Below are 21,647 nucleotides of genomic sequence, written 5' to 3'. Positions count from 1 at the left end.
AAGAGTTCGCCTGACTTTGCATACCGGCATGAAGGCGACCCTAATGGTCAGGCCCGCGGCAGGGGCGCGGCACTGGGCGCGGCCCACCGGACGAGGGTGACGGCGAAGCACTGGGGATCGGTGGCGTGCATCGCATACATGCCGTCGGGAAAGGACCGGTATTCGTACGCGACACCAGCCGCGGTGATCAACTTACCCGCCTTGGCGGCCTGCAAGTCGCTGACCGTCCCAGCGCACTGCAACGGCACTCAACAGGCAGAACGCATTGATGATCGGTTCGTTGTCTGGCTTGTGACGGCGATCGAGGTTAATCAGTGGCCGGATGAGCTGGACCGGCTTTATGCCCGTTTCGCCGGCCGGTTCACCAGGTTGGAGGCGCGGCGGCGGGCCTTGCAGTAGATGTCCGGGCTGGTCGCCGGGCTTGATCGTAAGAACGGCTGGACCTTGGCTGAGCAGGCCGGGGACCTGTCGCCGGACGGGATGCAGCGGTTGTTGCGGTGGGCTGACAGGGACATCAACGCTGTCCGCGACGAGGTTCGTGACTATGTGATCGAGCATCTCGGTGACCCGGCCGGCGTCCTGATTATCGATGAAACCGGCTTCTTGAAGATGGGCGTGAAGTCTGCCGACATGGCCCCGATGCTGTCCGTCAGATCCTACCGAGGACCGGGCGACAGAGGCGGGCGTGATGGACGATGTACGGGATGTGCTGATCAACCTGATCGCGGCAGCGATCGGCGCGGTCACCGCGTGGGGTTACGCCCGGATCCGGCGCTGGCGGCAACAGCGGCGCGCCCGGCGGTTCTGGGGGCCGATGGCGTCGCGCGGGATCATTATTGTGGTCAGCCCGCAGGACCGCACCATGATGGACCGCTGGGAGCCGTCCGGCCTGATCGGGATGGGCGACCTGGTCGGGCTTGTCAGCCTGCAGCAGCAGTTGCAGCGGATCGGCTGCCCGGTCACCGTGTCGACTATAGAAGCACTCAACCCGGAGGACCACGAGCGTGACCTTGTCCTGCTCGGCGGGCCGGATACGAACAGCCTCGCCAGGCGAATGCTGGAGCACTACGACGGGAAGCTCACGATCACGGTGCCGGGCTGGCGTGACCACGCTGTCGCTTTCGCTGACACCACTACCGGGAAGTCCTACCCCCCTCGGCAAGGAGAGGACGGGACCTACACTGCCGACTACGGGTTCGTCACCCGGCTGCCGAATTATCTGGCCAACGGCCGCAGCAGCGAGGTGTTGATCCTGGCAGGCTGCTGGGGATTTGGAACGGCGGGAGCTGCCGAAGCGGTGGGCGACGCCGATTTCCTCGAGCATGTCGCTGCCGAAGGAAACCGCTGTTTCGAATCCCTTGTGCATACCGAGGTACACCTGAATTCCGCCCACTACACACATCCCGTGCTCGTTCGTGGTGTCGACACGGAAAGCGCAACGCTGAGGTAGCACCTGACTTCAGCGTTCGTTGAAACAGTCTCCGGACCGCCAGGACCGCATGTATGCGGTCATTGCCGCGACAGTCAATGTCCCATGGTGGAGCGCCTCACCACTGGATCAGCCCTGACGTCCCAGGACGACCGCGTTCGATCTGCGAGTCAGCAGTGCACGTCAGGGGGCGGTCACCGGCGTGACGTATGCCCGGACGAAGAAGTCGCGGGGGACGGCCCCGTGGAGGTGGCCCCCGACGGTGAGATCCTCGCCGCACAGGGTTACGTGTACATGCGGCTCACCGTTGATTATTTCTCCGGTGCCGGAGAGTTCGAGCGGTTGGTCGTATGACCGGATCCGGTCGGCCTTCGGGTCGTCTTTATGCATAACCGAGATGGTGGCGGTCTGAACGGCCCCGATCAGCGTGATGCCCGCTGCTTGGATACCCAAGCGATCCGCTGCATCCTGCAGGGTCGCCAGCACTTCCTCGCCGCTGCTGATGTGGATCAGGTGTGTCAAGATCGTCTCCTCAAAATGGTCAGGGGATCTTCGCCGGCCAAGGCTGCGCCGACCGCTCGGAGTGCTTCCCGGGACGGCTCGGTTCGCAGGCTGCGAAGCAACGAGGCGGTGACGACGGGTTCGTTGTCCTGCCGACTGCGGTGCAGAAGCAAGATGGAGCACCATCTGGCCCCGGCATCGGCCGGATTCTCCAACTCTTTAGTGAGCAGGTCGAGGTGGTCGGTGCTGGCAGCGCCGGCTCCGGTCGTCGCCATTTTCGCGGCGGCTTCCCAGGGGAGACCGAGAACTCGGCTCAGCACCGCGGTCAGGTACAGCTCGCGGACTTCGCCGTCGGTGCTCAGGACACGAACTACTTCGTTGTCGAGGGTCGGGCTGCCGGTTTTTGCCAGGATGCCTGCCGAGTTGACGCGAAGGACCGCTGCTCCCTTGCGACTCCATTTGACCAAGGCCGCAGACGATCCGGCGTTCCGTGCGGCCAGGCCAGCGATTGTCCGGTCAACCGTGTGGGTCGTCTGCACGTGCTGGAGTAGTTCGGACCGTCCATGGCGGATATCCATGGCGATCGCAGCCGCCTGGCCGATACCGGCGTCGGCTGCCGCTGGCGCGGAGGGCCCTGCGGCTGTGACTACGGTGCCCAGCAACAACAGGCGGCGTCGCACATCATCCCCCAGCACTCGCTCGTATGCTTCCACAACCGCTTGGGTCGGGGCTCGTTCTCCGGTTTCGACGTTGCCCAGGTATGAGCGACTGAAGCCGGTTCGCTTTGCCATGCCGGTCAGGCTGACGTCGGCGGCCTCACGGGCCTGCCTCAGTGTTAACCCAAGATCCGGCATTCGGTAGATCTCCTGACGTTCTGGAGCGGGTTGGAGACACCCGCTTGCTTCCTTCTCACGTGATCGGGGCCACACGATGTGTGCGCCACAAACGATGACATGAAGGGAGAGCGACGTGGTAGCTGCGGTGATAGCGAGTCTCCTGATGGGGGTCCTTTCGGGGGTGGTTCTGACCAGGGTCCGGACCCGATGGTGCCCGCGATGCGGTACGACTCTCGGGTGCCTCACCTGCGAGGAGGTCGGCGGTGGAGCGTCCTATCCCACCTCGTAGGCATGCGGTCCTGACATGGAGAATTAGGCCGATGCCGGCCGCCGGGTTGCAGTGGGCTCACGTCGGCTGCTTGAACGATCGATCAGCGGTAAGGCGTCACGTTCAGGGTGCTCCGTACGATGTACTCAGTTCTGGGCGGCACGCTCACCGATTGCTGCGCCGTGCCGAGTCGTACTTGCTGATCGGGCGTATCGCCGAGGCGTACCGAGCCAGCATTGCAGCGTTGACTGCTGCCCAGCAGCTCGTAGCCACAGAACCTGACCATCACGCAGCGGCACTCGCCGTTCACGCCCAGATCACTCTGGCCAGTCATGCGGCCGAGGCTGGCCGAGCTTGTCGTCGCTACCATCAGGCCGCCGTCGATCACCATGGACGGAACGAGTCGTACCGGCTGCTTTACGCCCAAGCGTTGGACGCGGTGGCGTTGGCCCGCACTCATCCGGTCGTCGCCTTGAACATGTTCGATCATCTGCTGCGACGTCCGGCGCTGCCGGGCGGGTTCGCTGCGATGCTCGATCAGGCGGTTCTCGCGGTGTGTACCCGGTGGACCGGTCCGGGGGTGGCGCCGCTCCAGCCACCGCCGCTGATTCCCGGTGGTGCCTGGTTGAAAGTCACTGACCGGCCCCACCCGGACTGTCTCGCCTGGCTGATCCGCACCGTTGCTGGCCGTTCCGCCGGTCTCAGCGGTGGACAGGACCGGGAACCGTGATGGACACCCATGCGTTCGGCGTGCCAGCACTCCCCCACGGCTTGCTGGAATTTGACGTCACCAGGGCTCAGTCCGCCCGCGTCTGTAACTACCTGCTCGGTGGGAAGGACAACTTCGCCGTCGACCGGCAGGCGGGCGACGCCTTAGTGAAGGCCGTGCCCAGGCTGAGGTTCCTGATCGCGGAGCATCGCCGATTCGTTCACCGGGTGGCCCGGGTTCTGGTCGTGGAGGACGGCATCCGTCAGTTCATCGACATCGGCGCCGGCATCCCTCTCGCGCCGAATCTGCACGAGATCGCCCAGCGGCATGCCCCGCAGGCCCGGGTGGTCTATGTGGACGATGATCCCCTCGTCCTGGCCCACGCCCGTGCCCTGCTGCGCAGTCATCCTGCTGGGCGTATCGAGGTCGCTGCTGCTGACCTGGCGGAGCCGGTCAGCGTGCTGTCCCACCAGGCGGTCCTGGCCACCCTCGACCTGGGGAGGCCGATCGGGCTCATCTTGACCGGTGTCCTTCTCGCCGATGTCGTCGACCCGTGGTCGCGCGTCGAGCAACTCCGTGAGGCCATGCCGTCCGGCAGTTGCCTGGTGGTCAGCCACCTCACCGCCAACTTCCATCCGGGCGAGGTCGGCGCGGCCGTCGCCGTCGCCGGTGGTGCCGGTCTGAGCTTGGTCGTCCGTACGGAGGAGGCGGTGCGCCGTCTCTTCGGCGACTGGGAGTTGCTCGAGCCGGGGCTGGTTCCAGTCTCGGATTGGCGCCCGGCCTCCCCCGTCGAGAACCCGGCCGGGGCCTGCTTCTGGGCCGGTGTCGCCCGCAAGCCGTGAGACGGCCAGCCCCTGCAGATCCGGAACAGAATGCTCCTTTCGTCGAAGATTGGTGGTCACCACGATGCCTGAAGATTCGATTCGCTTGATGGGTACCGGCGAGCTCGCCGTCTGCCTCGGCGGTATCAGCCGTCAGCGTGTCTCTCAGCTGGTCAGACGGGCCGGCTTTCCGGCACCGATCGCGTGCTTGAACCAGGGCAAGGTCTGGGATGCCGAGGAGGTGGAGGCCTGGGCAAGCATCCACCGACCTCGCCAGGACGCTGATGCCCCGTCTCGTATGGCGCCGTCGGAGTAGACGGCCGGTCAGCGGGGCCGGCTAGCGGGTTCTCGTTCTCGGCGGAAGTGGTCGGCGTGGTGTGGCGCGAGGATCCCGTCGCCGCTGGGTCGTCGGACGATGGTTGTTCGGCGTTCGAGGACTCGGCAGATGGTGCAGGTGATCTGGCCGTCAGGGCGTAGGGCGGTGCTGAGGCCGTGTTCGCATCGTTGCGGTGGCGCGGGTTCGGGGGCGGTGGTGAGGGTTGCGGATACCCCGGGAGTGTTGTGGTCGGTGGGGGTTGTGTTGTGGTCCTGGTAGGTGGTGGGGGCATGAGGACCGTGCGTCGCGGTCCTTGAGGACCCTGCGGGTACAGGTTCGGAGGTCCCTGGGGACGTTGCGCCGTCGTCGGTGCCGGGTGTGGTGGTGGGGTCCTGGGGACCTGGCGTCGCGGAGGCCGGCGGCGGTGGCGGGGTGGGGTCCTGGGGACGTCGCACTGTGCGGGAGGCGCCGCAGTGGCGGTCGCGGAGCTGCTGGGTCTGCAGGATGTGGCGATCGGGCGTCCAGACGTCGAGGTCGTCGCGGTCGAGGAGGTCCAGGGGCAGGGTGAGGCGGTATTCGTCGGCGCGGCCTCGGGCGGTGGCTCGGCGTACGAGGTGGATGAGGCCCAGGCGGCGGAGCAGGGCGACGGCGTCTCGGGCGGTGCGGTATTCGATTTCGAGGTCGACGGCGAGGCGGGCGATGCCGGGGTGGATGCGGGTGCCGTCGCTATCGGCGTAGTTGGCGAGGCGGTGGGCGACGAGTTTGATACGGGCGGCGCTGTAGTTCTTTCCGGCGACGGTGACGGTGCCGAAGCGGATGCGGGCGAGGATGTCGGTCCATTCCCGTACGGTGACCGTAAGCTTTCCGTTGATTTCCATGGTGGTCTTCTTTCGTGGTGGCGGGATCGCGAAAGGGGTGTAAACGCAAAAAGGGCCGCTGATCGGTGCGATCAGCGGCCCTTTTCGGGGCGGGTCAGCCGTGCAGTTTGCGGTGCAGGACCTGAGGGTCGACGCAGTATCGGATCAGGTCGTCGATCACGTCGAGGAAGTCGTTGCCGGGATCGGATCGTCGTGCGTGTTCACCGGCGACCTTGGCGAGGAGTGCGTCGCCGTGTTGGAGTGCGGCCAGGGCGAGGGCTGTCGCGGGGCCGGCGGCGAGGTCGGTGCCGGCGCGGCGGGTCAGGTCGGTCCAGAGGTGGATGTCGAGGTCGTCGCCGTACACGTGGGCCATGGCCTTGTCGTGGAGTGCGGGGACGGCCAGGAGCCGGATCAGGAGTGCGGCGCGGTGATCGGGCAGGCGTCCGGTGCGGTAGGCGGTCTTGGCCTCGGTGAGCAGTTCGGTCAGCACTCGGTTGACCCGGAATCGAGCGGCCGGTGCGGGGCCTTGGGTGAGCATCGCGAGGTGGATGTCGGCTGAGGCCAGGGCTCGGGCCATCGCCTGCTGCTCGGTGCCGGTGACGGCGGTCAGGCTCGCGGTGAGGGCCTCGACGAGGGTGTCGCGGTCGGGTGCGACGCTCATGTCCAGGTAGTGGGCTTGCATGGCGGGTGCTGTCGTGTTCGGGTCGAAGGCGATTCCGGCGGCGGGGGTTTCGGTGCCGTCGGCGTGCAGGGACCACAGTCGGTCGGTGTGGATGCGAAGTACGCAGCCGATGTTGACGTCGACGCGGGTCAGGGCGTTGACGGTGTATTCGGCCGCGGTTCTGACGGTTGCGGCGGGGCCGTACCCGGCGAGGTCGACGCGGTCGAGGGTCTTGTCGATGACGGCGCGCAGCGCCCAGTCCCCGTCGGTGGCGTCGGTGAGTTTGGCCAGGGGTGCGGTCGCGGTGAAGAGGATTCGCTGGTCGCGGATGGCGATGAGGACGAGGGCGTCCTGGGGCTGGTAGCCGACCAGGAAGGGCACGAGTGCGGCGATGTCGGTGACGCCGTGGAGAGCGATGAAGTCATGGTTGTCGGTCATGGTGGTGTTCTCCGGGTGGTGAGGGCCCGGGGAGGTTGACGCGCAGGGTTGGTCCCGGCGGTGCCGGGACGGATGCGAGATCCTCCCCAGGCCGGGGGTTGGTTAGCGGCTGGTGCCGAGGACGCGGATGGTGGTGCTCGGCTTGATGGGGGCGCCGTTCGGGCCTTTGAGGTAGGTCGGGATCGGGGTTTCGCGGCGGAGGGTGCGGCCGGGGCCGTACGCCTGTTGGCGCTGGTGCTGGCGGACCCAGAACCGGTGTCGCAGCGATGCCCGGGTTCCGGCGGTCGCGGGCTGGCTGAGGGCGCGGCGGACGACTGGTTTGATCCGGAGGATGCGGATCTCGGGTGCCGGGCGGCGGGCTCTGCTGTAGGAGCGGCGCAGTGCGGGTTCGGCGGGGGTGGGCTCCGCAGCGGTGAGTTCCTGGTTGATGATCAGCCAGGTCGCGGCGAGGGCGGCCAACGGGTCGTCGGCGTCGATGGTGCCGCCGTCGGGGAGGTGGCGGACGTGGACGGGGATGAGCCAGCCGATCTGCCGGCGTAGTTCGGTGTGGTGGTCGGCGGGGATGTCGGCGCCGAGACTGCGGTAGCCGACCAGGAGCCAGCCGCCGGGTTGTGGTGTCCACGAGGCGGCGGCCAGCCGATGCCGGTGGTCGACCGGGTGGGCCCAGGTCAGCAGGCCGGGACCGAGTGGGACGAGTGGACCGGTGAAGGTGGTGGCCGGCAGGTCGGTGTGGGCCTGCTGGATCAGGTCGGTGAATTCGGTGTCGATCCAGTACAGGCGGGCCTGTTCCAGGCTGTCGGCCAGCAGGTTGCGGCCGGTGCTGTCGTGCAGTGGTGCGGGGATGGCCACCGGGCCGCGCAGGAGTGCGGTGAGCCGGTCGCGTACCCGCGGCAGTGTGGGCGGTCGTAGGGTCGCCGGTTGCGGGTCGGCGGTGGTGAGCAGGGTGCGGCCGGGTTCGCGGCTCAGGACGATGGCCTGGTGCAGTCCGGCGAGGATGTGGGCGGCGATGCCGTCGACGGGCCAGCCGATAGCGGCGCAGCAGCGGCGGGTCAGTGCGGGTTGGTCGCCGGTGTCGATGAGGTGGGCGCAGGTCGGGCAGACGTGCCAGCGGGTGCTGTAGTTCTGGATGTCGGCGACGATGCCGTCGGTGCGGTACTCCCAGAGCGGCGGCTGGGCGCTGCAGAGGTGGCAGCGCCGGTAGACGGCGGTGAGGCGGTGCGCGGGCACCGGGTCGGGCTGGTGGTCGCCGTCGGGGGTGACGGGGTGCTGGTAGACGACGCGGCCGTTCAGCGGGACGGCGATCAGGGCGCGGGTGCAGGCCCGGCAGGCCATGTCGTGGTCGATCATGCCGGGGTCTGCCCGGTGCGGTGCTGGTCGCGGCGGCGGGGGCCGTGACGGCCGGCGTTGCGGGGCATGCTCATGCCGGGCTGGTAGGTGTGGTGGGTTCCGCGGTGCTGTTTGGCGTGGTGCAGGGCGATGTCGGCCTGGTGCAGCAGGTCGGTGAAGGTGGTCGGTGTGGTTCCGTCGTAGGTGGTGAGGCCGGCGCTGCCGGCCGGGGTGACGGTGATCGGGCCGTCGTCGGTGGCCAGCCGGGCCGTCTGGGCCAGGGCGGCGAGGGCCTGGGTGGTGATGGTCTGCGGGTTGCCGGCGGTGTGCGGGACGACGAGCAGGAATTCGTCGCCGCCGAGTCGGGCGGTGAATCCGCCGTGGTGCAGGGCGGTGATGGTGAGCCGGGCGGCGGCGATACGCAGGAGCTGGTCGCCGGCCTGATAGCCGTACGCATCGTTGATGGTTTTGAAGTTGTCGAGGTCGATCAGGGCCAGTGTGGTCGGCCGGCGGCTGGTTTCGACGGTGCGGGCGACGAGGGTGGCGGCGGCCCAGCGGTTGAGCATGCCGGTGAGCCGGTCATGGTCGGCGTGCTGTTGTGCCTGCCGCAATGCGGTTTGCAGGTGGTGCAGGCGGTGGTGGGCGGTGAGTCGCCCGATCAGGGTGCCGACCGCGATGGCGGTGACGGCAATGAGAATGGACACTGAATTCTCCTCCTTGAGGTGGACCCGGGGCGCGCCTGTTGGGTAGACACCGCGTCCCGGGTCCGTTGAACGGCGGGATGGGGTGGCGGTCAGTGCCGGGTGAGGTGCTCCGCCAGCTCGATGACCTTGTCGCGGCGGGCGGCAGGAAGACCGGCGAGCATTTCGGCGTACGCGGTCTCCTGCGCGTTCAGCGGTGTTGCGGCCAGGCTGCGGTATTGCAGGCGGGCCTGTTCGTGGTCGGTTTCGATGGCGTTGTCCGGCGACCAGGCGGGCACGTGGTCGCGCAGCCTCTTCGCCGCGGTGACCGGGTCGCGGGGCAGGGTGATGCCGTCGATGCGGAACCCGGAGGGCAGGTCGGCGGCGCGCAGCGCGTCCACCAGGCACAGTTCGGTCTGCACGTGGTGGGCGAACGCCTCGTTGTGGGTGGGGGTCAGTCCGCGGGCCCGGACGGCGGCCAGCCCGGCCTGCCAGCGCAGGTAGGTGCTCTTGTCGCGGCGGGCCAGGGCCAGCAGGATCGCCCGGACGAGATCCATGGTCACGCCCTCAGCAGCGCGAACGCGCGCTGTTTGACGGTGGTGGCGGTGCCGTCGGTGAGGTTCTTGTGGGCGCGGTGGTGGGCGCTGGTGGCCGGCTGGACGTGGTCGAGCCATTCCACGACGCTCTGGTAGCCGGCCCAGGCGGTGCCGCGGATGTTGGCCTGGGTGTCGGCGGTGTCGAACAGGTGGCGCAGTTCGGCGTCGCGGGACAGTTTGCGTACGTAGTCCGTTTCGGTGGCGTCGGCGGCCAGCGGCCACAGCTGCTCGGTGACCGTCTGCAGCTGGTCCCAGGCGAGCTGGGTTTCGATCATGCGTTCGGCTTCGGCCTGGAACTCCTCCAGATAGCGGGGCACGAGTTTGAGTGCTGCCCGGATGTCGGCGAATTTGGCGGTGACGTCGCCGGTGTGGCGCATCTTGTAGGTGCCGACGTTGTCGGTGAACGCGGCGGCCTGGGTGTTGGCGCAGACGATCCGAATCGGAGTGAGCAGGAGCCGGGCCGCGCCGGAGCCGTCGTGGGAGGTGCACATGGCCAGGTACAGGTCGAGGGTGTCGATGCCGCCGACGGTCAGGCTGTCGGGCAGTTTCATGGTGACGAACACGTCGCGGCCGCCGCGCAGGCTGCCGGCGGTTTCGAAGTGGGCGCCGGTCTGGTCGACGACGAAGTCGAGCAGGTCGCAGATCTGCTCGTTCTGCATCACCCGGTAGCGGTCGCCGACGATGCCGAGGACTTCCCGGTCACCGGTTTTCGGGTGGCGGCGGGTGGTGGCCCATTTGCCGGGAACGGCCGCGTTCGACGGGGCCGCCTGCAGGGTTTCCTTGCGGATGTCCCAGCCGCCCAGGTAGGCGGTCTGCAGGGTTTCGGCGGCGGTGAGGCAGCCGGTGGTGACGGTTCCGAGGCGGTGCCAGGCGTCCTGGCGGGCGGAGAAGAACGCGGCGGTTCCGTCGGAGAACTGTTCGATCTGATGCGCCATGACGGCGCTCCTTTCCGGTTGGTCGGACATGACGACAGGCGCCACCCCGGGGTGGGATGGCGCCTGTGTGGTGGGAGGGTTCAGTCGTTGTCGGGGTCGAAGCAGGGGTCGAAGACCCCTGCCGCGTACACGACGTGGATCTGGAGGTCGTCGTGGTCGATGTCGTGCAGCACCGGGTTCAGGTGGGCCCGGACCAGGTCGGTGGCCGTGTGGACGGTGTCGTGCCGTAGCCAGAGATGGAATTCCTGATGCCAGCGGAGCTGCCATCGCCCGTCGCCGATGGCGGCCGGGGTGTCGGAGTTCCAGCCGTGCAGCGGTTGGAGGCGCTGGTCGTCGCTGGGGTCGACGTGCGGCAGGAGTTCGCCGTAGTCGATGTCGTCGCTGTCGGCGGGCTGGACGCGCAGGGTGGTGTCGGCGGTCACCAGGATGCGCTGGGCCGTCGGCAGTGGGGTCAGGCCGGCGGTGCGCAGGAAGTGGTCGACGCGGTCCGCGGCCTGCTGGAAGTCGCCGTGGATGGCACCGCTGGCGAGGGCGTGCAGCAGGCGGCTGCGGATCGCGTGTTGCAGCCGCGACAGGTCGGCGAGTGCCCGATCGCGGCGGGCAACCGGACTCAGTCGGCTCGGTAGGCGTACCGGCAAGGTGGTTGTCAGGTGTTGCCGGGCCGCACGCAGCAGCAGGCCATCGTCCGGTCCGGTGATATCGGCCCATCGCAGGTTCGTGACCGACATTCCGGCGTCTGCCAGCTGCGGTATCGCCGCATGCATCTGCACCGCCGCGGTGTGGACTGCCTGATCGGCGGTGACGGCGATGACCGCGATCTGCAGGATCGCCTCGGCGGTGACCCGGAACGTGTCGTGCTCCACGGCGTCGACCGGGGTCACATCCGCTATCGCCAGTGCGGTGATCTCGGCGGTCGGCAGGGACCGTCGCAGTCTGCCGGTGGTGTGTGAGCGCGCCTGGTCGGTGTTGTCGGCCGGTTGGGTGCCGGTGATGCGGAAGGTGACCGTGACGGCCCACCCCGACGCCGGTGGCAGCAGCTGCCAGTCCTCGAGGGTCCGTAGCGCCGCCGCGGGGCTGATCTGCCTGGTCGTGACGGCGACGGCCATCGCGTTGCGGGTGAGGGTGGCGAGGAATGCGTGGGCGGTCAGTGCCGCGACGGTCTCGGCGCGCACTCGGCGGCGCTGTTCGCGGGATCGTCTCATCAGGCCGGGTCCTGCCGGTGCTCGACAGCGAGGTAGGCCTCTTTGAACAAGCCGGCGGCTTCGATGAGCCGTGACGTGGCGTCGGCTAGGGCGTATCCGGCGGTGGGGTCGCAGGCCGGGCCGCCGATGTGGTCGGGGCCGGGGTGCAGGCGGTGGGCGAGACGGCCGGTGGTCTGCGCCGCGGCGGCGAGGACCTGGTTGTAGGTGTGCAGGATGGTCGCGAGCCGGTACGGGTTGGTCAACAGGGCGTCGGCGTGCGGGAGTGCCGCGGCGAGGTGGTCGGCGGCGGTGCGCATCGTCTCCAGGGCGAGGATGACGCGGACGGCGTCGGGCAGGTGGGCCGGTTCGGTGGTGGGGGTGGATTCGGTGATCACGTACCAGGCCGGTTTCGGCATGGATGATCTTCCTTTCTGGGGTACGCCGAACGGGCGGCCACCTGGGGTGGCCGCCTGAGCGGGCGTGGTGTTGGGATGGGGGTGCTGTCCGATTCGGGTGGACGGGTTGGTGCGGCGCAAGGGCGGCTGCCGACCTGTGGTGGGGTGGGCGTTGCCGGCTTCGGCTGCTGGTGGTCCAGCGAATCGGTGGTGAAAGAAAAGTGAGTGGGCCGACGCTAGCCGACCGGCCTGACAGGCGGCGCCGGTGACCTGACAGTGCAGGTCACCGGCGGTTACGGGTGAACACCAGCACGTCGGTATGAATCGACAGCAGGGCGGCGGGCGGAGTCTGTTCGGCTGCCACGATGTGGTGGCGGTACGTCAGGCCGGCGGTACGGGCGGCGGCGATCACCGTCTGAATGACGAGGAAATCGGCGCCGGACAGTACGACGGCGACCGGGCAGCCGGGCAGCAGCCGCGCGGCGCAGCCGGCCATCAGGCGGCCGACGCTGATTCCGGGCTGGGGCCGACCGGTGATGATGAGATGGGCCCGCCACGGTTCTGCGGCCAGTGTGGTGCTGGTGTGTGCGGCGTACCGGCAGCGGAATTGGGCTGCGGTCCGGGCGATCTGTTCACCGGTGGTGAGATCAAAAATGATCCTGCGGCGACGGATGAGTGCGGCCAGCAGGCGGTGGGCCAGCGGCGGTGACAGGGTCTCCCCCGCTCCTGCGGTGGGCGCACGCCACACCGAGATCGGTACCGGCGGGCCGTCCGGGTCGTACGGGAAGTGGTCGTTCATCGGAGGGGCTCCTGGCGGTGGGTACGGCGATTGATGTGACCCAGACACCGGATGTCAGGCCGTACGCACGCCCGGGCCGGCTGACAGGACCCGACAGGAGCTGACAGAACCTCACAGGTCGCACGGAATGCCTGGTGGTGACAGGTGTCCGTGCCGCAATGGGTGCCTTCGCCCCACACCCTGGTGGGGCCACTGCTCTCGTGGAGCCGTCATGCAGCGCACTGCCCTGACCGCCGTCGAGGACGCCTTCCAGCTCCTGGTGTGTGAACCCGTGCCGTTGGTCTTCGACGGCCGTCCGGTCAGCGGGCTACCCGATCGGCTGCTCCGGCTGGACGAGCTGCGCCGGCTGCTGCTCGGGCCGGGGCTGCCGGTGGAGTTGTCCGATGCGGTGTGGCGACGGTTGGCCGGGCTGGCCCGGGACGGCGGCCCGGCGTGGGTGGTCGGAGCGGTCGGTGTGGCCGTGCCGGGGTTGACCCGGATGGCGGTACGCCTGTCGGCCGGCCGATCGGGGGTGGTCGACGACATCGACTCGGAGCTGCTGGCCGGGTTCCTCGACGCGCTGCGCGGTGACGATCTGCGCCGGCCGCGGGTGTGGTGGCGGCTGTGCTGGGCGGCGTGGCGGGCGGGGCTGCGGGCCCGCAAGGTCGAGGATCTGCTGGAGCTGCCGCCGGATGTGCCGGTGGGTTCGCGGTCTCCGCACCGGCCGTACGGGCATCCGGACCTGGTTCTCGGCCGGGCGGTGAGCGCCGGGGTGCTGACCGCGGATCAGGCGGAGCTGATCAGTGCCACCCGGCTCGGTGACGTGCTGATCGAACAGATCGCCGCGACCGAGGGCCTGCCGGGTTCGGCGTTGCGGATGCGGCGGCGCCGGGCCGAGCTCAAGCTGGTGGCCGCGTTGCGGCGTGGTGATCTGACGATGCCGCGGCCGGTGGTCAGTGCCGGCGGGCCCGTCGGCTGAGCAGGGCCAGGCCGGGCCAGCGTTGCCGTGCGCCCTGGCGGGTGAGGCCGACGGCGTCGCCGATCCGGCCGTAGTCGGCGCCGATTCAACCGGGCTTCGCCTCGAGGCCCAGGTCCAGAGCGGCGCGGACTGCCGCCGGGGCGTTCACCAGACCGGCGCCGGCCGCCTCACATCCGGTCGCGGGGCCGGTGACGGGCGTCGCTGTGGAGGTCAGCAGTTCCCGGGTTCGGGGCAGGTCGCCGATCAGTGCCGGGACCGCCGACCACATCAGCGCCACCACCCCCGCGACATGCGGTGTCGCCATCGACGTACCGGACATCTCGCCGTACCCGCCGCCCGGCAATGCCGACCGGATGCGAGCGCCCGGTGCGACCAGGTCCGGCTTGGCGCCCGGTCCTCGGCTGGAGAACGCCGCCACCGCACCCGTGTGGTCGGTGGCGCCGACGGTGACCACATCCGGGTACGGTCCCGGCGGCAGATCCACCGTCGCGCAGCCGGGCCCGCTGTTGCCGGCCGAGGCGACCACGAACGTCCCGGCGACCGCGAACGCGGCGGTGGCCGGGGTGAAGGTCGCCAGGTCGCAGCCTTCGACCACCGGGCAGTTCCACGAGTTGGTGAGCACCTGCGGACCACGGCCGGGCCGGCCGTCCGCGATCGGATCACCGCCGGCGGGGAACGGTGCCATCATGAACTGCAGGCAGTCCAGGTAGTGGGCCGGGCTGCTCAGGTTGCGGTCCATGTTCACGCAACCGACCCATTGGGCGTCCGGCGCCACCCCGATACCAGCGCCGCCTACCGCCGAGCCGATGGTGTGGGTGCCGTGGCCGCCGTGATCGACCGGAACCCGGGTGCCGTTCCACGGATCCCGCCAGGAGTCGTCGCCTCCCCGGAAATTTGCGGACAGTGCCGGGTGGGTGCCGTCCACCCCGCTGTCGGAGGCCCCGACGACCACACCGGCGCCGCGGGTTCCCAGCTCGGACCAGACCCGATCGGCGCCGATCGCGGTGATGTTCCAGCCGTTACCGGGCGTCGAGTCGACCGGGCCGCCGCCGGTTTCGCGGGGCAGTGGCAGGGGCCGCAGGTGCGGGCTGAGCAGCACCCGGCCGACATCGGCTCGATGTTCCAGCCAGGGTCGCAGCCACGGGCCCGCGTCCACCTCCAGCGCGTTGATCAGGTAGTACCGGGTGTAGCCGATCCCGAGGCGGTCCAGATCGCGGCGCAGACCGGCCTGGGTGCGCTCGGCCTGCGCCACCAGCCGGTCATGCACCTCACCGGCCCGCGCGGCCCGGCCGGACACTCCGATCCGGGAAGTATCGATATCGGACAGGTCGGCCTGGTCGGCGAGGATCACGAACAGCCGGTCGCCGTGGAACCCCGGCTGTCCGGCGCCGATGTGCACCACCGTGCCGAGCAGCAGCAGCGCTGCCGCGTACCGGCGCCCGGGAATCCAGAAGCGCAGGACCACGCCGGCCATGACCGCGATCACGGCTGTTGCCACCCCGGCGATCGCGGTCCAGATCGGCACGTCCCGGCCGGCCAGCATCACGCTCACTTCCTCCGGGCCGACGAATGCCAGCGGCCCGAGCACGCCCAGCCCGGTCAGCACTGCGACCGCGACCCGCCCGCGCATCCGGGCGGCCGCGAACCCGGCCGGCGCCAGGGCGGACACCGCCAGACTCGCACCCGGCTGACCCACGCCAGCAGCGATCAGGATCAGGGGGACACCGAGAACCAACCCGTTCCCGGGGTACGCCGGGGCGAGCACTGCCGCGGCCAGCCACCCGACCGCGGCCGCCGCGACCACCGCCAGTGCCGTCTCGACGGGCCCGCCGAGCGCGCCCACCCACAACCAGGGCAGCAGCAGTCCTACCCCGGCGACGATGGCGGCGGGCACGGTCCGGTATCCGGCCGGACGGCGGTGGCGTGCGACGAGGGCGCCCAGAATGGCCAGTCCGGCGAGAGCCGAAAGGTAGAGCTCATGATCGGGAACCGGCACGAACCGGGCCGTGCCGAGTATCAGGCCTGCTGCTGCAGCCCACATCCAGACCCGGGCCACCGGATCCCGCCGGCAGAGCGCCAGCAGCACGGACGGCATCGCGGCCAGTACCGCGCCGAACGCGCCGTACGCGACCGATTCCATGCCGCCGGGTTGTTGCCCGGCGGTCGTGACGGTGTCCTGCCCAGCCTGCCAGGCAAGCCACTGCGCGGTGACACTGACCGCGACCGCCCACACCCCGGCCCCGGCCACTCGCTACGACTTCATCAACTGTGGTCGCACCGCACTTCTTTCGCACCGTCGTCGCACGTCCTCGGCAACGTACAACATGGACGGTCCGGTCCGGTCGTGCGTTTCCCTTGGTCGCGATGCGCGTCCCGGACGGTTCCAGCGTCGGCCCGGCGGATCGGCGACCGCTGTGTCGACCGCCCTCGCCGCTCACCGGGGCGCTGGGCCGCTCCCCCGGCGGTCAGCGTCGCCTTCCATCGCGCAGCTTGCGTCGGCGCCCCGTTGTCGTGACCGGAGTCAGCTGAGGGTCTGCGGTGGGTGCGGTCGATTTCGGTACGACCGCACCGTGGTCAGGGTGTGCCGCCGAGTGCTCCGAGGAGAGTGCGGGCGAAGAGGTCGGCGCGCGAACCCGGGTCACCGTTGCCCGGGGCCAGTTCGGGGGCGTCGGGTGGCTGGCGGTGGACGGCGTCGAGGAGTACGAGGAACACCTCGCGGCACCAGGCCGGGCGGGCTGCGGTGATCGCGCCGGCTTCGTGGAGCCGGGTGAACAGCGTGTCGAGTCGCCCCACCACCTCGGGGCTGAGCGCCGTCAGGCAGTTGTCGGGGTCGGCGGTCAGGTCCATCACGAACCGGTGGCTGATCTTGAGTGCGAACACCGCTTCGGCGACGCGGTGCAATGCGACCACCGGCGGGGCGGTCTCCACGCGGGCTTGCGTGAGACTGATCAGGTAGCGCTCGTTGAGCTGGTCGACGAGCGCGCCCAGCAGCGCCTGCCGGGACGCGAACCGCCGGTGCACCGTCGCGCGTGCCAGGCCGGCGGCGTCCGCGATGCGTTCGAGCGAGGCGTTCGGATCGGTGGCCAGCACGGTCGCCGCGGCCTCGAGGATGCGCGCCGCGCTGCGTTCGGCATCTGCCCGCACTGTCACCTCCCAGGAGTCAGCACCACTCTACTTCGTCGATCAAAAGAGACCTAGGCGACACCGTACTAGACGTAAGTGAGACTTTGATGTTGCATTTGTGGGGTCAGTCCCACGAAGGAGCATCACCATGGATCTGCAACTCGCCGGCAAACGCGTGCTCGTCACCGGAGCCAGCAAAGGCATCGGGCTGGCGACCGTCCAGGCCTTCCAGGCCGAGGGGGCATCGGTCGTCGCCGTGTCCCGCACCTCGACGCCGGAACTCGAGGCCACCGGCGCCCAGTTCGTGTCCGCCGACCTGTCGACCCCGGACGGCCCGCGGCACATGGTCGAAGCCGTGCTCGCCGCCGATCCGCGCCTCGACGTGCTCGTGAACAACGCCGGCGGCGGGAACATGCCGCCGGAGGCCTTCACCGACGCCCTGGACGGCGACGACGACATCTGGGCCCAGTCGTTCGGGCTCACCCTGTTCTCGGCGGTGCGGGTCACCCGGGCCGCGCTACCGGCGCTGATCGACTCGCGGGGTGCGATCGTCAGCATCGGTTCGGTCAGCGGGCGCATGGTCGGCCTGCCGATGCACTACGGCGCGGCCAAGGCGGCCCTGACCATGTTCTCCCGCAACCTCGCCGAGAAGGTCGCCGGGTCGGGGGTACGGGTCAACGTCGTCAGCCCGTCACTGACGCGGACCCCGAACATCGCCGAGGAGGGCGGCTTCATCGCCACGACGGCGACAGCGCTGGGCATGGGCCACGCGGACCTTCTCGCGGCGATGCCCCAGCAGGGCGGCATGCTCACCGGCACGATGATCGAGCCGGCGGAGATCGCCCGCGCGGTGCTCCTGCTGGCGTCGCCGACGATGCCGAGCGCGATCGGGGCGAACTGGTCGGTGGACGCGGGCTCGGTCAAGGTCGCGTAAGACGCGTACGGGTGGAGGGGAATCGCATGACAACGGTAGGGATACTCGGTGCCGGCATGGCCGGAAGTGTGCTCGCCCGGGCGCTCGTCGGCGCGGGCTACGACGTGGTGCTGGCCAACTCGCGGGGGCCGTCGACGCTGGCGGACCTGGTGGAGGACCTGGGCCCGCGAGCGCGGGCCGGCGGGATCACCGAAGCGGCGGCGGCCGCCGACTTCGCCTTCCTCGGATTCCCTTACCACCCGTCGCACCGGCTGCCGGTGGCGGAGCTCCGCGGCAAGATCGTCATCGATAACAACAACTACATGCTCTGGCGCGACGGCCACTACGCCGAGATCGATGCGGGCGCGAGAACCGAGCACGAGCTGCGTCAGGAGCAGCTGCCGGGAGCCCAGCTCATCAAGGCGTTCACTCACATCCAGTTCCACCGCCGTCACGAAATCAGAGTCCCGAGCGACGAACTTCCGGCGCTGGTACGACTCGCCCGCCCGGCCGGCGCACCCGACCGCGTGGCTCTGGCGGTCTCGAGCGACTTCCCGGCGGCCGTGGCCCTGGTGACCCGGGTGCAGGACGAGATCGGATTCGACACCGTCGACCACAGTCCGCTCAGTGAGTCCTGGCGCAGCGGCCCGGGCACCCCCACCTGGGCCCACTCCATCGACGGCCAGAGCCGCGCGGCGCTCACCCGCAATCTGGCGAACGCACGACGGTGACCTCCCGGCCCGGGGGCTGTCAGGGTCTCGGGCCGAACGTCGTGCGGTACGCGTGCGGGGCCACGCCGCTGAGGCGCTTGAACTGGGCGCGGAACTGGGCCGGCGAGGCGAAGCCGACAAGATGGGCGATGCGGTCCACCCCGTAGTCGGTGGTCTCCAGCATCTCCTGCGCCCGGCGGATGCGCACGGTGGCGACCCACTGCATCGGGGTGTGGCCGGTCTGCTCATGGAAACGGCGATTGAGGGTACGCGGGCTGAGCCCTGCCCGGGCTGCGACGCCGGCCAGGGTGACCGGTTCATGGGCGTGGGTTTCCAGCCACTCCAGCAGCGGATCCAGGCCGGCGTCGGCAGCGGCGACGGCGGGACGCGCGATGAACTGAGCCTGGCCGCCGTCCCGGTGAAGAGGGGCGACGGCCAGCCGGGACGCGTCGGCGGCGACAGCGGCGCCGTGGTCACGGCGGACCAGGTGCAGGCACATGTCCACACCCGCGGTCGCTCCGGCCGAGGTGACGACCTGCCCGGTGTCGACGTACAGCACCTCAGGATCGACGTCCACGGCCGGGTACGCGGTCTGCAACTGCTGGGCGGCGGCCCAGTGGGTGGTGGCCCGGCGGCCGTCGAGCAGGCCGGCCGCCGCGAGCGTGAACGCCCCCACGCAGATGGACGCGATCCGCACCCCGGCGTCCGCCGCGGCCCGCAGGGCGTCCAACGCCGCAGCGGGCACCGGAGCGGCCGGGTCGTGACGGCCGGGCACGATCACCGTGTCGGCGCCGGCGAGCGCGTCGAGGCCGTGGTCGACGGCCAGCCGCACCGGGCCCGCGGCAACGACTGGTTCGCTGCCGCAGACCAGAACCCGGTAGCCGGCACGGTATCCGGACAGCCGCACCCGGCCGAGCACCTCGATCGGGGTGGCCAGGTCGAACGCGATCGTGTCCGGCAGGGCCAGGACGACAACGGTATGCACAGCACCCTCTCTATTAGCCGCGGCAAGAAACAGTCGGGATGTGGCAATCCTGCCACTGGTGACACCCTGCCCGCCAGCCCGATGATCATTGGCATGTTGGTACAGATCGTCTTGTTCGACGGGTTCGACCCGCTCGATGTCATCGCGCCGTTCGAGGTCCTCGCGGCCGGCAGCGACGCGACCGCCGGCGCCTTCGACGTCCAGCTCGTCGCCGCGGACGGCCCGCGGGAAGTGACCAGCGGCACCCGGGGCCTGACCCTGCGGGCGACCGCACGACTGGACCCCGAACGGCCGGGCTACGTGCTGATCCCCGGCGCCAGCGGACCCACCACAGGCAACCCGGATCAGGGCGTGGAGACGATTCCCGTGCTGCTCTCCCGCTTCGGCGACTCGACCGCGGCGCCGATGGTGAAGACCGCCCTGCGGAATCCCGACGTGACGGTCGCGACGGTCTGTGGCGGTTCGCTCGCCCTGGCCATGGCAGGTCTCATCGAAGGCCGCCACGCGGTCACGCACGTGCTGGGCATGGACGTCCTCGACGCGACAGGCGTACACGCGGTGCCCGCCCGCGTCGTCGACGACGGCGACCTGATCAGCGCCGGCGGGGTCACCTCCGGCCTGGACCTCGGGCTGCACATCCTGGAACGAGAGTTCGGCCCACAGGTCGCCCACGCCGTCGAGACCCTCTTCGAATACGAGCGGCGCGGCACCGTCTGGCGCCACACCGGCCGCACCCCCGTCACGATCTGACCAGGAGAAACCACCATGTCATCCTTGCTCGGCACCTGGGACGTGGAGATGAAGACCCCGATCGGCACCCTCAGCGCCGTCTACGTCTTCACCGACACCGGCGGCGTGCTCGCGGGCACCGCAACCTCGAAATCCGAAACCGTGCCGCTCGACGCGATCGCCTGGGACGGAACCCGCGCGACCTGGCGGCAGTCGGTGACCCGCCCCATGCGCCTGCACCTCGACTTCGACGTAACCGTGGACGGCCGGTCACTCACCGGCCACTCCCGCGCCGGCCGCCTGCCACGCACCACCGTCAACGGCACCCGCCGCACCGAAGGACCGGCTCCCTCCGCCTGACAGTGCCCGACACCATTCCGGCCGACACCGGCCAGCGCTGCCGCGACGCCATCGGCGCCGCAACGCAGTAGCGCGGGCGGCTCTGCCAGGACGGGCGCCTCGCCCTGCCCCGCCGCTCGGCGGGGCAGGGTCCTTCTTGGCCTCGAAGCCCGGCCCGCCGATACCGCTCGAGATCATTCACGGTATGCGTGCCAGAGCTGATTGTGCTCGCGAGTAACGACACCGCGGGTCCGACGGTTGGTTCCGTTGATCGACTCGGCCGGTGATCAATCTCCGCGAGTTTTGAACGCGTTTCCGGTCGTCTACGGGAGTTCGGCGATCTTTCGGAGCAGGGGCAGCACTTCGTCGTAGGGCAGACGGCCCGGCTGGACGAAGTTGTGGATCATGATGCCTTCCACGACGGCGTCGAGGGCGCGGGCGGTGGGTTCGCCGACATGCCGGGCCAGGACCTGGTGGTTGGCGGTCATCCATGCGGCGACGACAGCGCGGCAGTCCGGGCGGCGGGACATGTAGGCGTACAACTCCAGGAGCAGCACCATGTCACGCCGCCCGTGCGGCGTCTGCCCGCAGATCAGCGCGGCCACCGCCCCGCACACCTCGTCCACGGACTTCGCCGCGTGCAGAGCATCGTCGTAGCGGGTCACCCACTGCTCGGACAGGGTGGTGAACGCCGCGGTGATGACCTCGTCGATACCGGAGAAGTAGTACGTCATCGAGCCCAGCGGAATCCCGGCGGCGTCGGCGATCCGGCGATGACTGGTGCCCGCGATGCCGTGCTCGGCGATCACCGCCAGGGCGGTGTCGATGATGCGGCCCCGGCGATCGGGCTCGTAGCGGCGACCGCCTTTCCCGGGTTCTGTCGGCATCGAGAGGCCCTCCCTGCTGTGCGGTCCACCACCCTGGCAGTGTACGACCGTACACTCAGTGTACGGTCGTACAACATTCGGGATGGAAGGAGCCTCAGTGAGGCCACGCGTGATCTGCCACATGCTCAGTTCGATCGACGGCAGGGTTTGGCACAGTCGGGCCTTTTACTAAGCAGTAGTGGGTTTTAATGTTTTTTCGTGGCTCTTCTTCGTCTGGCTCCGGCAGCCGCGTATGTCGGGGTGCATCCGGTCACA

At 69.5% G+C, this 21,647-nt stretch carries 23 protein-coding genes and 1 pseudogene; 9 read left to right on the top strand and 15 right to left on the bottom strand.

The annotated features are described in order from the left end of the window. Window positions 1-300 precede the first annotated feature (300 nt). Window positions 301-678 (top strand): annotated as a pseudogene (locus tag Aco03nite_RS50935) (transposase); the annotation flags it as partial. Between the two features lie 7 nt (window positions 679-685). After that, window positions 686-1,450 (top strand): hypothetical protein, encoded by a 765-nt coding sequence (locus tag Aco03nite_RS50930; protein ID WP_203810217.1) that lies wholly within the window; start codon window positions 686-688, stop codon window positions 1,448-1,450. A gap of 162 nt (window positions 1,451-1,612) precedes the next feature. On the opposite strand, the gene Aco03nite_RS50925 is transcribed toward Aco03nite_RS50930, so the two are convergent. Together Aco03nite_RS50925 and Aco03nite_RS50920 are read right to left on the bottom strand one after the other, a co-directional pair. Continuing rightward, window positions 1,613-1,951 (bottom strand): PPC domain-containing DNA-binding protein, encoded by a 339-nt coding sequence (locus Aco03nite_RS50925; protein WP_203810211.1) that lies wholly within the window; start codon window positions 1,949-1,951, stop codon window positions 1,613-1,615. Continuing rightward, window positions 1,948-2,784: a helix-turn-helix domain-containing protein gene (locus Aco03nite_RS50920; RefSeq protein ID WP_203810209.1), complete on the bottom strand. Its 837-nt coding sequence runs from the start codon at window positions 2,782-2,784 to the stop codon at window positions 1,948-1,950. The genes Aco03nite_RS50925 and Aco03nite_RS50920 overlap by 4 nt, the downstream gene beginning before the upstream one ends. A gap of 422 nt (window positions 2,785-3,206) precedes the next feature. Between Aco03nite_RS50920 and Aco03nite_RS50915 the strand changes: the two genes are divergently transcribed. Continuing rightward, entirely contained in the window at window positions 3,207-3,764 is a 558-nt protein-coding gene (locus tag Aco03nite_RS50915) for a hypothetical protein (RefSeq protein WP_203810207.1), read from the top strand. A gap of 20 nt (window positions 3,765-3,784) precedes the next feature. Next, a complete protein-coding gene (locus Aco03nite_RS50910; protein ID WP_239146122.1) occupies window positions 3,785-4,585 on the top strand; it encodes an SAM-dependent methyltransferase in 801 nt (266 codons plus the stop codon). Window positions 4,586-4,888: 303 nt separating this feature from the next. Here Aco03nite_RS50910 and Aco03nite_RS50905 read toward each other — a convergent pair whose 3' ends face one another. From Aco03nite_RS50905 to Aco03nite_RS50865, 9 genes are all read right to left on the bottom strand, one after another. Continuing rightward, window positions 4,889-5,758, bottom strand: a complete 870-nt coding sequence (locus Aco03nite_RS50905; RefSeq protein ID WP_203810205.1) for a hypothetical protein — start codon at window positions 5,756-5,758, stop codon at window positions 4,889-4,891. 94 nt (window positions 5,759-5,852) lie between these two features. Further along, window positions 5,853-6,836, bottom strand: a complete 984-nt coding sequence (locus Aco03nite_RS50900; protein WP_203810203.1) for a DUF4192 domain-containing protein — start codon at window positions 6,834-6,836, stop codon at window positions 5,853-5,855. 102 nt (window positions 6,837-6,938) lie between these two features. Continuing rightward, entirely contained in the window at window positions 6,939-8,183 is a 1,245-nt protein-coding gene (locus Aco03nite_RS50895; RefSeq protein WP_203810201.1) for a hypothetical protein, read from the bottom strand. After that, complete coding sequence (locus Aco03nite_RS50890) at window positions 8,180-8,866, bottom strand: GGDEF domain-containing protein (protein ID WP_203810199.1); 687 nt, start codon at window positions 8,864-8,866, stop codon at window positions 8,180-8,182. Before Aco03nite_RS50890 ends, Aco03nite_RS50895 begins: the two co-directional genes overlap by 4 nt. Before the next feature lie 89 nt (window positions 8,867-8,955). Beyond that, window positions 8,956-9,405 carry a hypothetical protein gene (locus Aco03nite_RS50885; protein ID WP_203810197.1) on the bottom strand — a complete coding sequence of 150 codons (450 nt, stop codon included), beginning with the start codon at window positions 9,403-9,405 and terminating at the stop codon, window positions 8,956-8,958. Continuing rightward, window positions 9,402-10,373, bottom strand: a complete 972-nt coding sequence (locus Aco03nite_RS50880) for a DUF932 domain-containing protein (RefSeq protein ID WP_203810195.1) — start codon at window positions 10,371-10,373, stop codon at window positions 9,402-9,404. Before Aco03nite_RS50880 ends, Aco03nite_RS50885 begins: the two co-directional genes overlap by 4 nt. Window positions 10,374-10,453: 80 nt before the next feature. After that, complete coding sequence (locus Aco03nite_RS50875; RefSeq protein ID WP_203810193.1) at window positions 10,454-11,575, bottom strand: hypothetical protein; 1,122 nt, start codon at window positions 11,573-11,575, stop codon at window positions 10,454-10,456. Then, window positions 11,575-11,970: a hypothetical protein gene (locus Aco03nite_RS50870; RefSeq protein WP_203810191.1), complete on the bottom strand. Its 396-nt coding sequence runs from the start codon at window positions 11,968-11,970 to the stop codon at window positions 11,575-11,577. The genes Aco03nite_RS50875 and Aco03nite_RS50870 overlap by 1 nt, the downstream gene beginning before the upstream one ends. A 262-nt stretch (window positions 11,971-12,232) precedes the next feature. Further along, window positions 12,233-12,748, bottom strand: a complete 516-nt coding sequence (locus Aco03nite_RS50865; RefSeq protein WP_203810189.1) for a hypothetical protein — start codon at window positions 12,746-12,748, stop codon at window positions 12,233-12,235. A gap of 211 nt (window positions 12,749-12,959) precedes the next feature. On the opposite strand from Aco03nite_RS50865, the gene Aco03nite_RS50860 reads away from it, so the two are divergent. Beyond that, window positions 12,960-13,706, top strand: a complete 747-nt coding sequence (locus Aco03nite_RS50860) for an RNA polymerase sigma factor (protein ID WP_203810188.1) — start codon at window positions 12,960-12,962, stop codon at window positions 13,704-13,706. 85 nt (window positions 13,707-13,791) lie between these two features. On the opposite strand, the gene Aco03nite_RS50855 is transcribed toward Aco03nite_RS50860, so the two are convergent. Continuing rightward, window positions 13,792-15,954: a S8 family serine peptidase gene (locus Aco03nite_RS50855; protein WP_239146121.1), complete on the bottom strand. Its 2,163-nt coding sequence runs from the start codon at window positions 15,952-15,954 to the stop codon at window positions 13,792-13,794. A 326-nt stretch (window positions 15,955-16,280) separates the two neighbouring features. Beyond that, window positions 16,281-16,850 carry a TetR/AcrR family transcriptional regulator gene (locus Aco03nite_RS50850; RefSeq protein ID WP_203810186.1) on the bottom strand — a complete coding sequence of 190 codons (570 nt, stop codon included), beginning with the start codon at window positions 16,848-16,850 and terminating at the stop codon, window positions 16,281-16,283. 127 nt (window positions 16,851-16,977) lie between these two features. Between Aco03nite_RS50850 and Aco03nite_RS50845 the strand changes: the two genes are divergently transcribed. Beyond that, window positions 16,978-17,763 carry an SDR family NAD(P)-dependent oxidoreductase gene (locus Aco03nite_RS50845; protein ID WP_203810184.1) on the top strand — a complete coding sequence of 262 codons (786 nt, stop codon included), beginning with the start codon at window positions 16,978-16,980 and terminating at the stop codon, window positions 17,761-17,763. 26 nt (window positions 17,764-17,789) lie between these two features. Then, window positions 17,790-18,473 (top strand): NADPH-dependent F420 reductase, encoded by a 684-nt coding sequence (locus tag Aco03nite_RS50840; RefSeq protein ID WP_203810182.1) that lies wholly within the window; start codon window positions 17,790-17,792, stop codon window positions 18,471-18,473. 19 nt (window positions 18,474-18,492) lie between these two features. On the opposite strand, the gene Aco03nite_RS50835 is transcribed toward Aco03nite_RS50840, so the two are convergent. Continuing rightward, window positions 18,493-19,437 (bottom strand): GlxA family transcriptional regulator, encoded by a 945-nt coding sequence (locus Aco03nite_RS50835; RefSeq protein WP_203810180.1) that lies wholly within the window; start codon window positions 19,435-19,437, stop codon window positions 18,493-18,495. Between the two features lie 93 nt (window positions 19,438-19,530). Between Aco03nite_RS50835 and Aco03nite_RS50830 the strand changes: the two genes are divergently transcribed. Beyond that, window positions 19,531-20,187 (top strand): DJ-1/PfpI family protein, encoded by a 657-nt coding sequence (locus Aco03nite_RS50830; protein ID WP_203810178.1) that lies wholly within the window; start codon window positions 19,531-19,533, stop codon window positions 20,185-20,187. 15 nt (window positions 20,188-20,202) lie between these two features. Beyond that, a complete protein-coding gene (locus tag Aco03nite_RS50825; RefSeq protein ID WP_203810176.1) occupies window positions 20,203-20,526 on the top strand; it encodes a hypothetical protein in 324 nt (107 codons plus the stop codon). Between the two features lie 302 nt (window positions 20,527-20,828). On the opposite strand, the gene Aco03nite_RS50820 is transcribed toward Aco03nite_RS50825, so the two are convergent. Next, window positions 20,829-21,392, bottom strand: a complete 564-nt coding sequence (locus tag Aco03nite_RS50820; protein ID WP_203810174.1) for a TetR/AcrR family transcriptional regulator — start codon at window positions 21,390-21,392, stop codon at window positions 20,829-20,831. Window positions 21,393-21,647: the final 255 nt, after the last annotated feature.

The organism is Actinoplanes couchii, from assembly GCF_016862075.1.
GTDB lineage: Bacteria > Actinomycetota > Actinomycetes > Mycobacteriales > Micromonosporaceae > Actinoplanes > Actinoplanes couchii.
The sequence above is the reverse complement of the archived record's forward strand: the minus strand, read 5'-3'. Positions and strand labels throughout refer to the sequence as shown.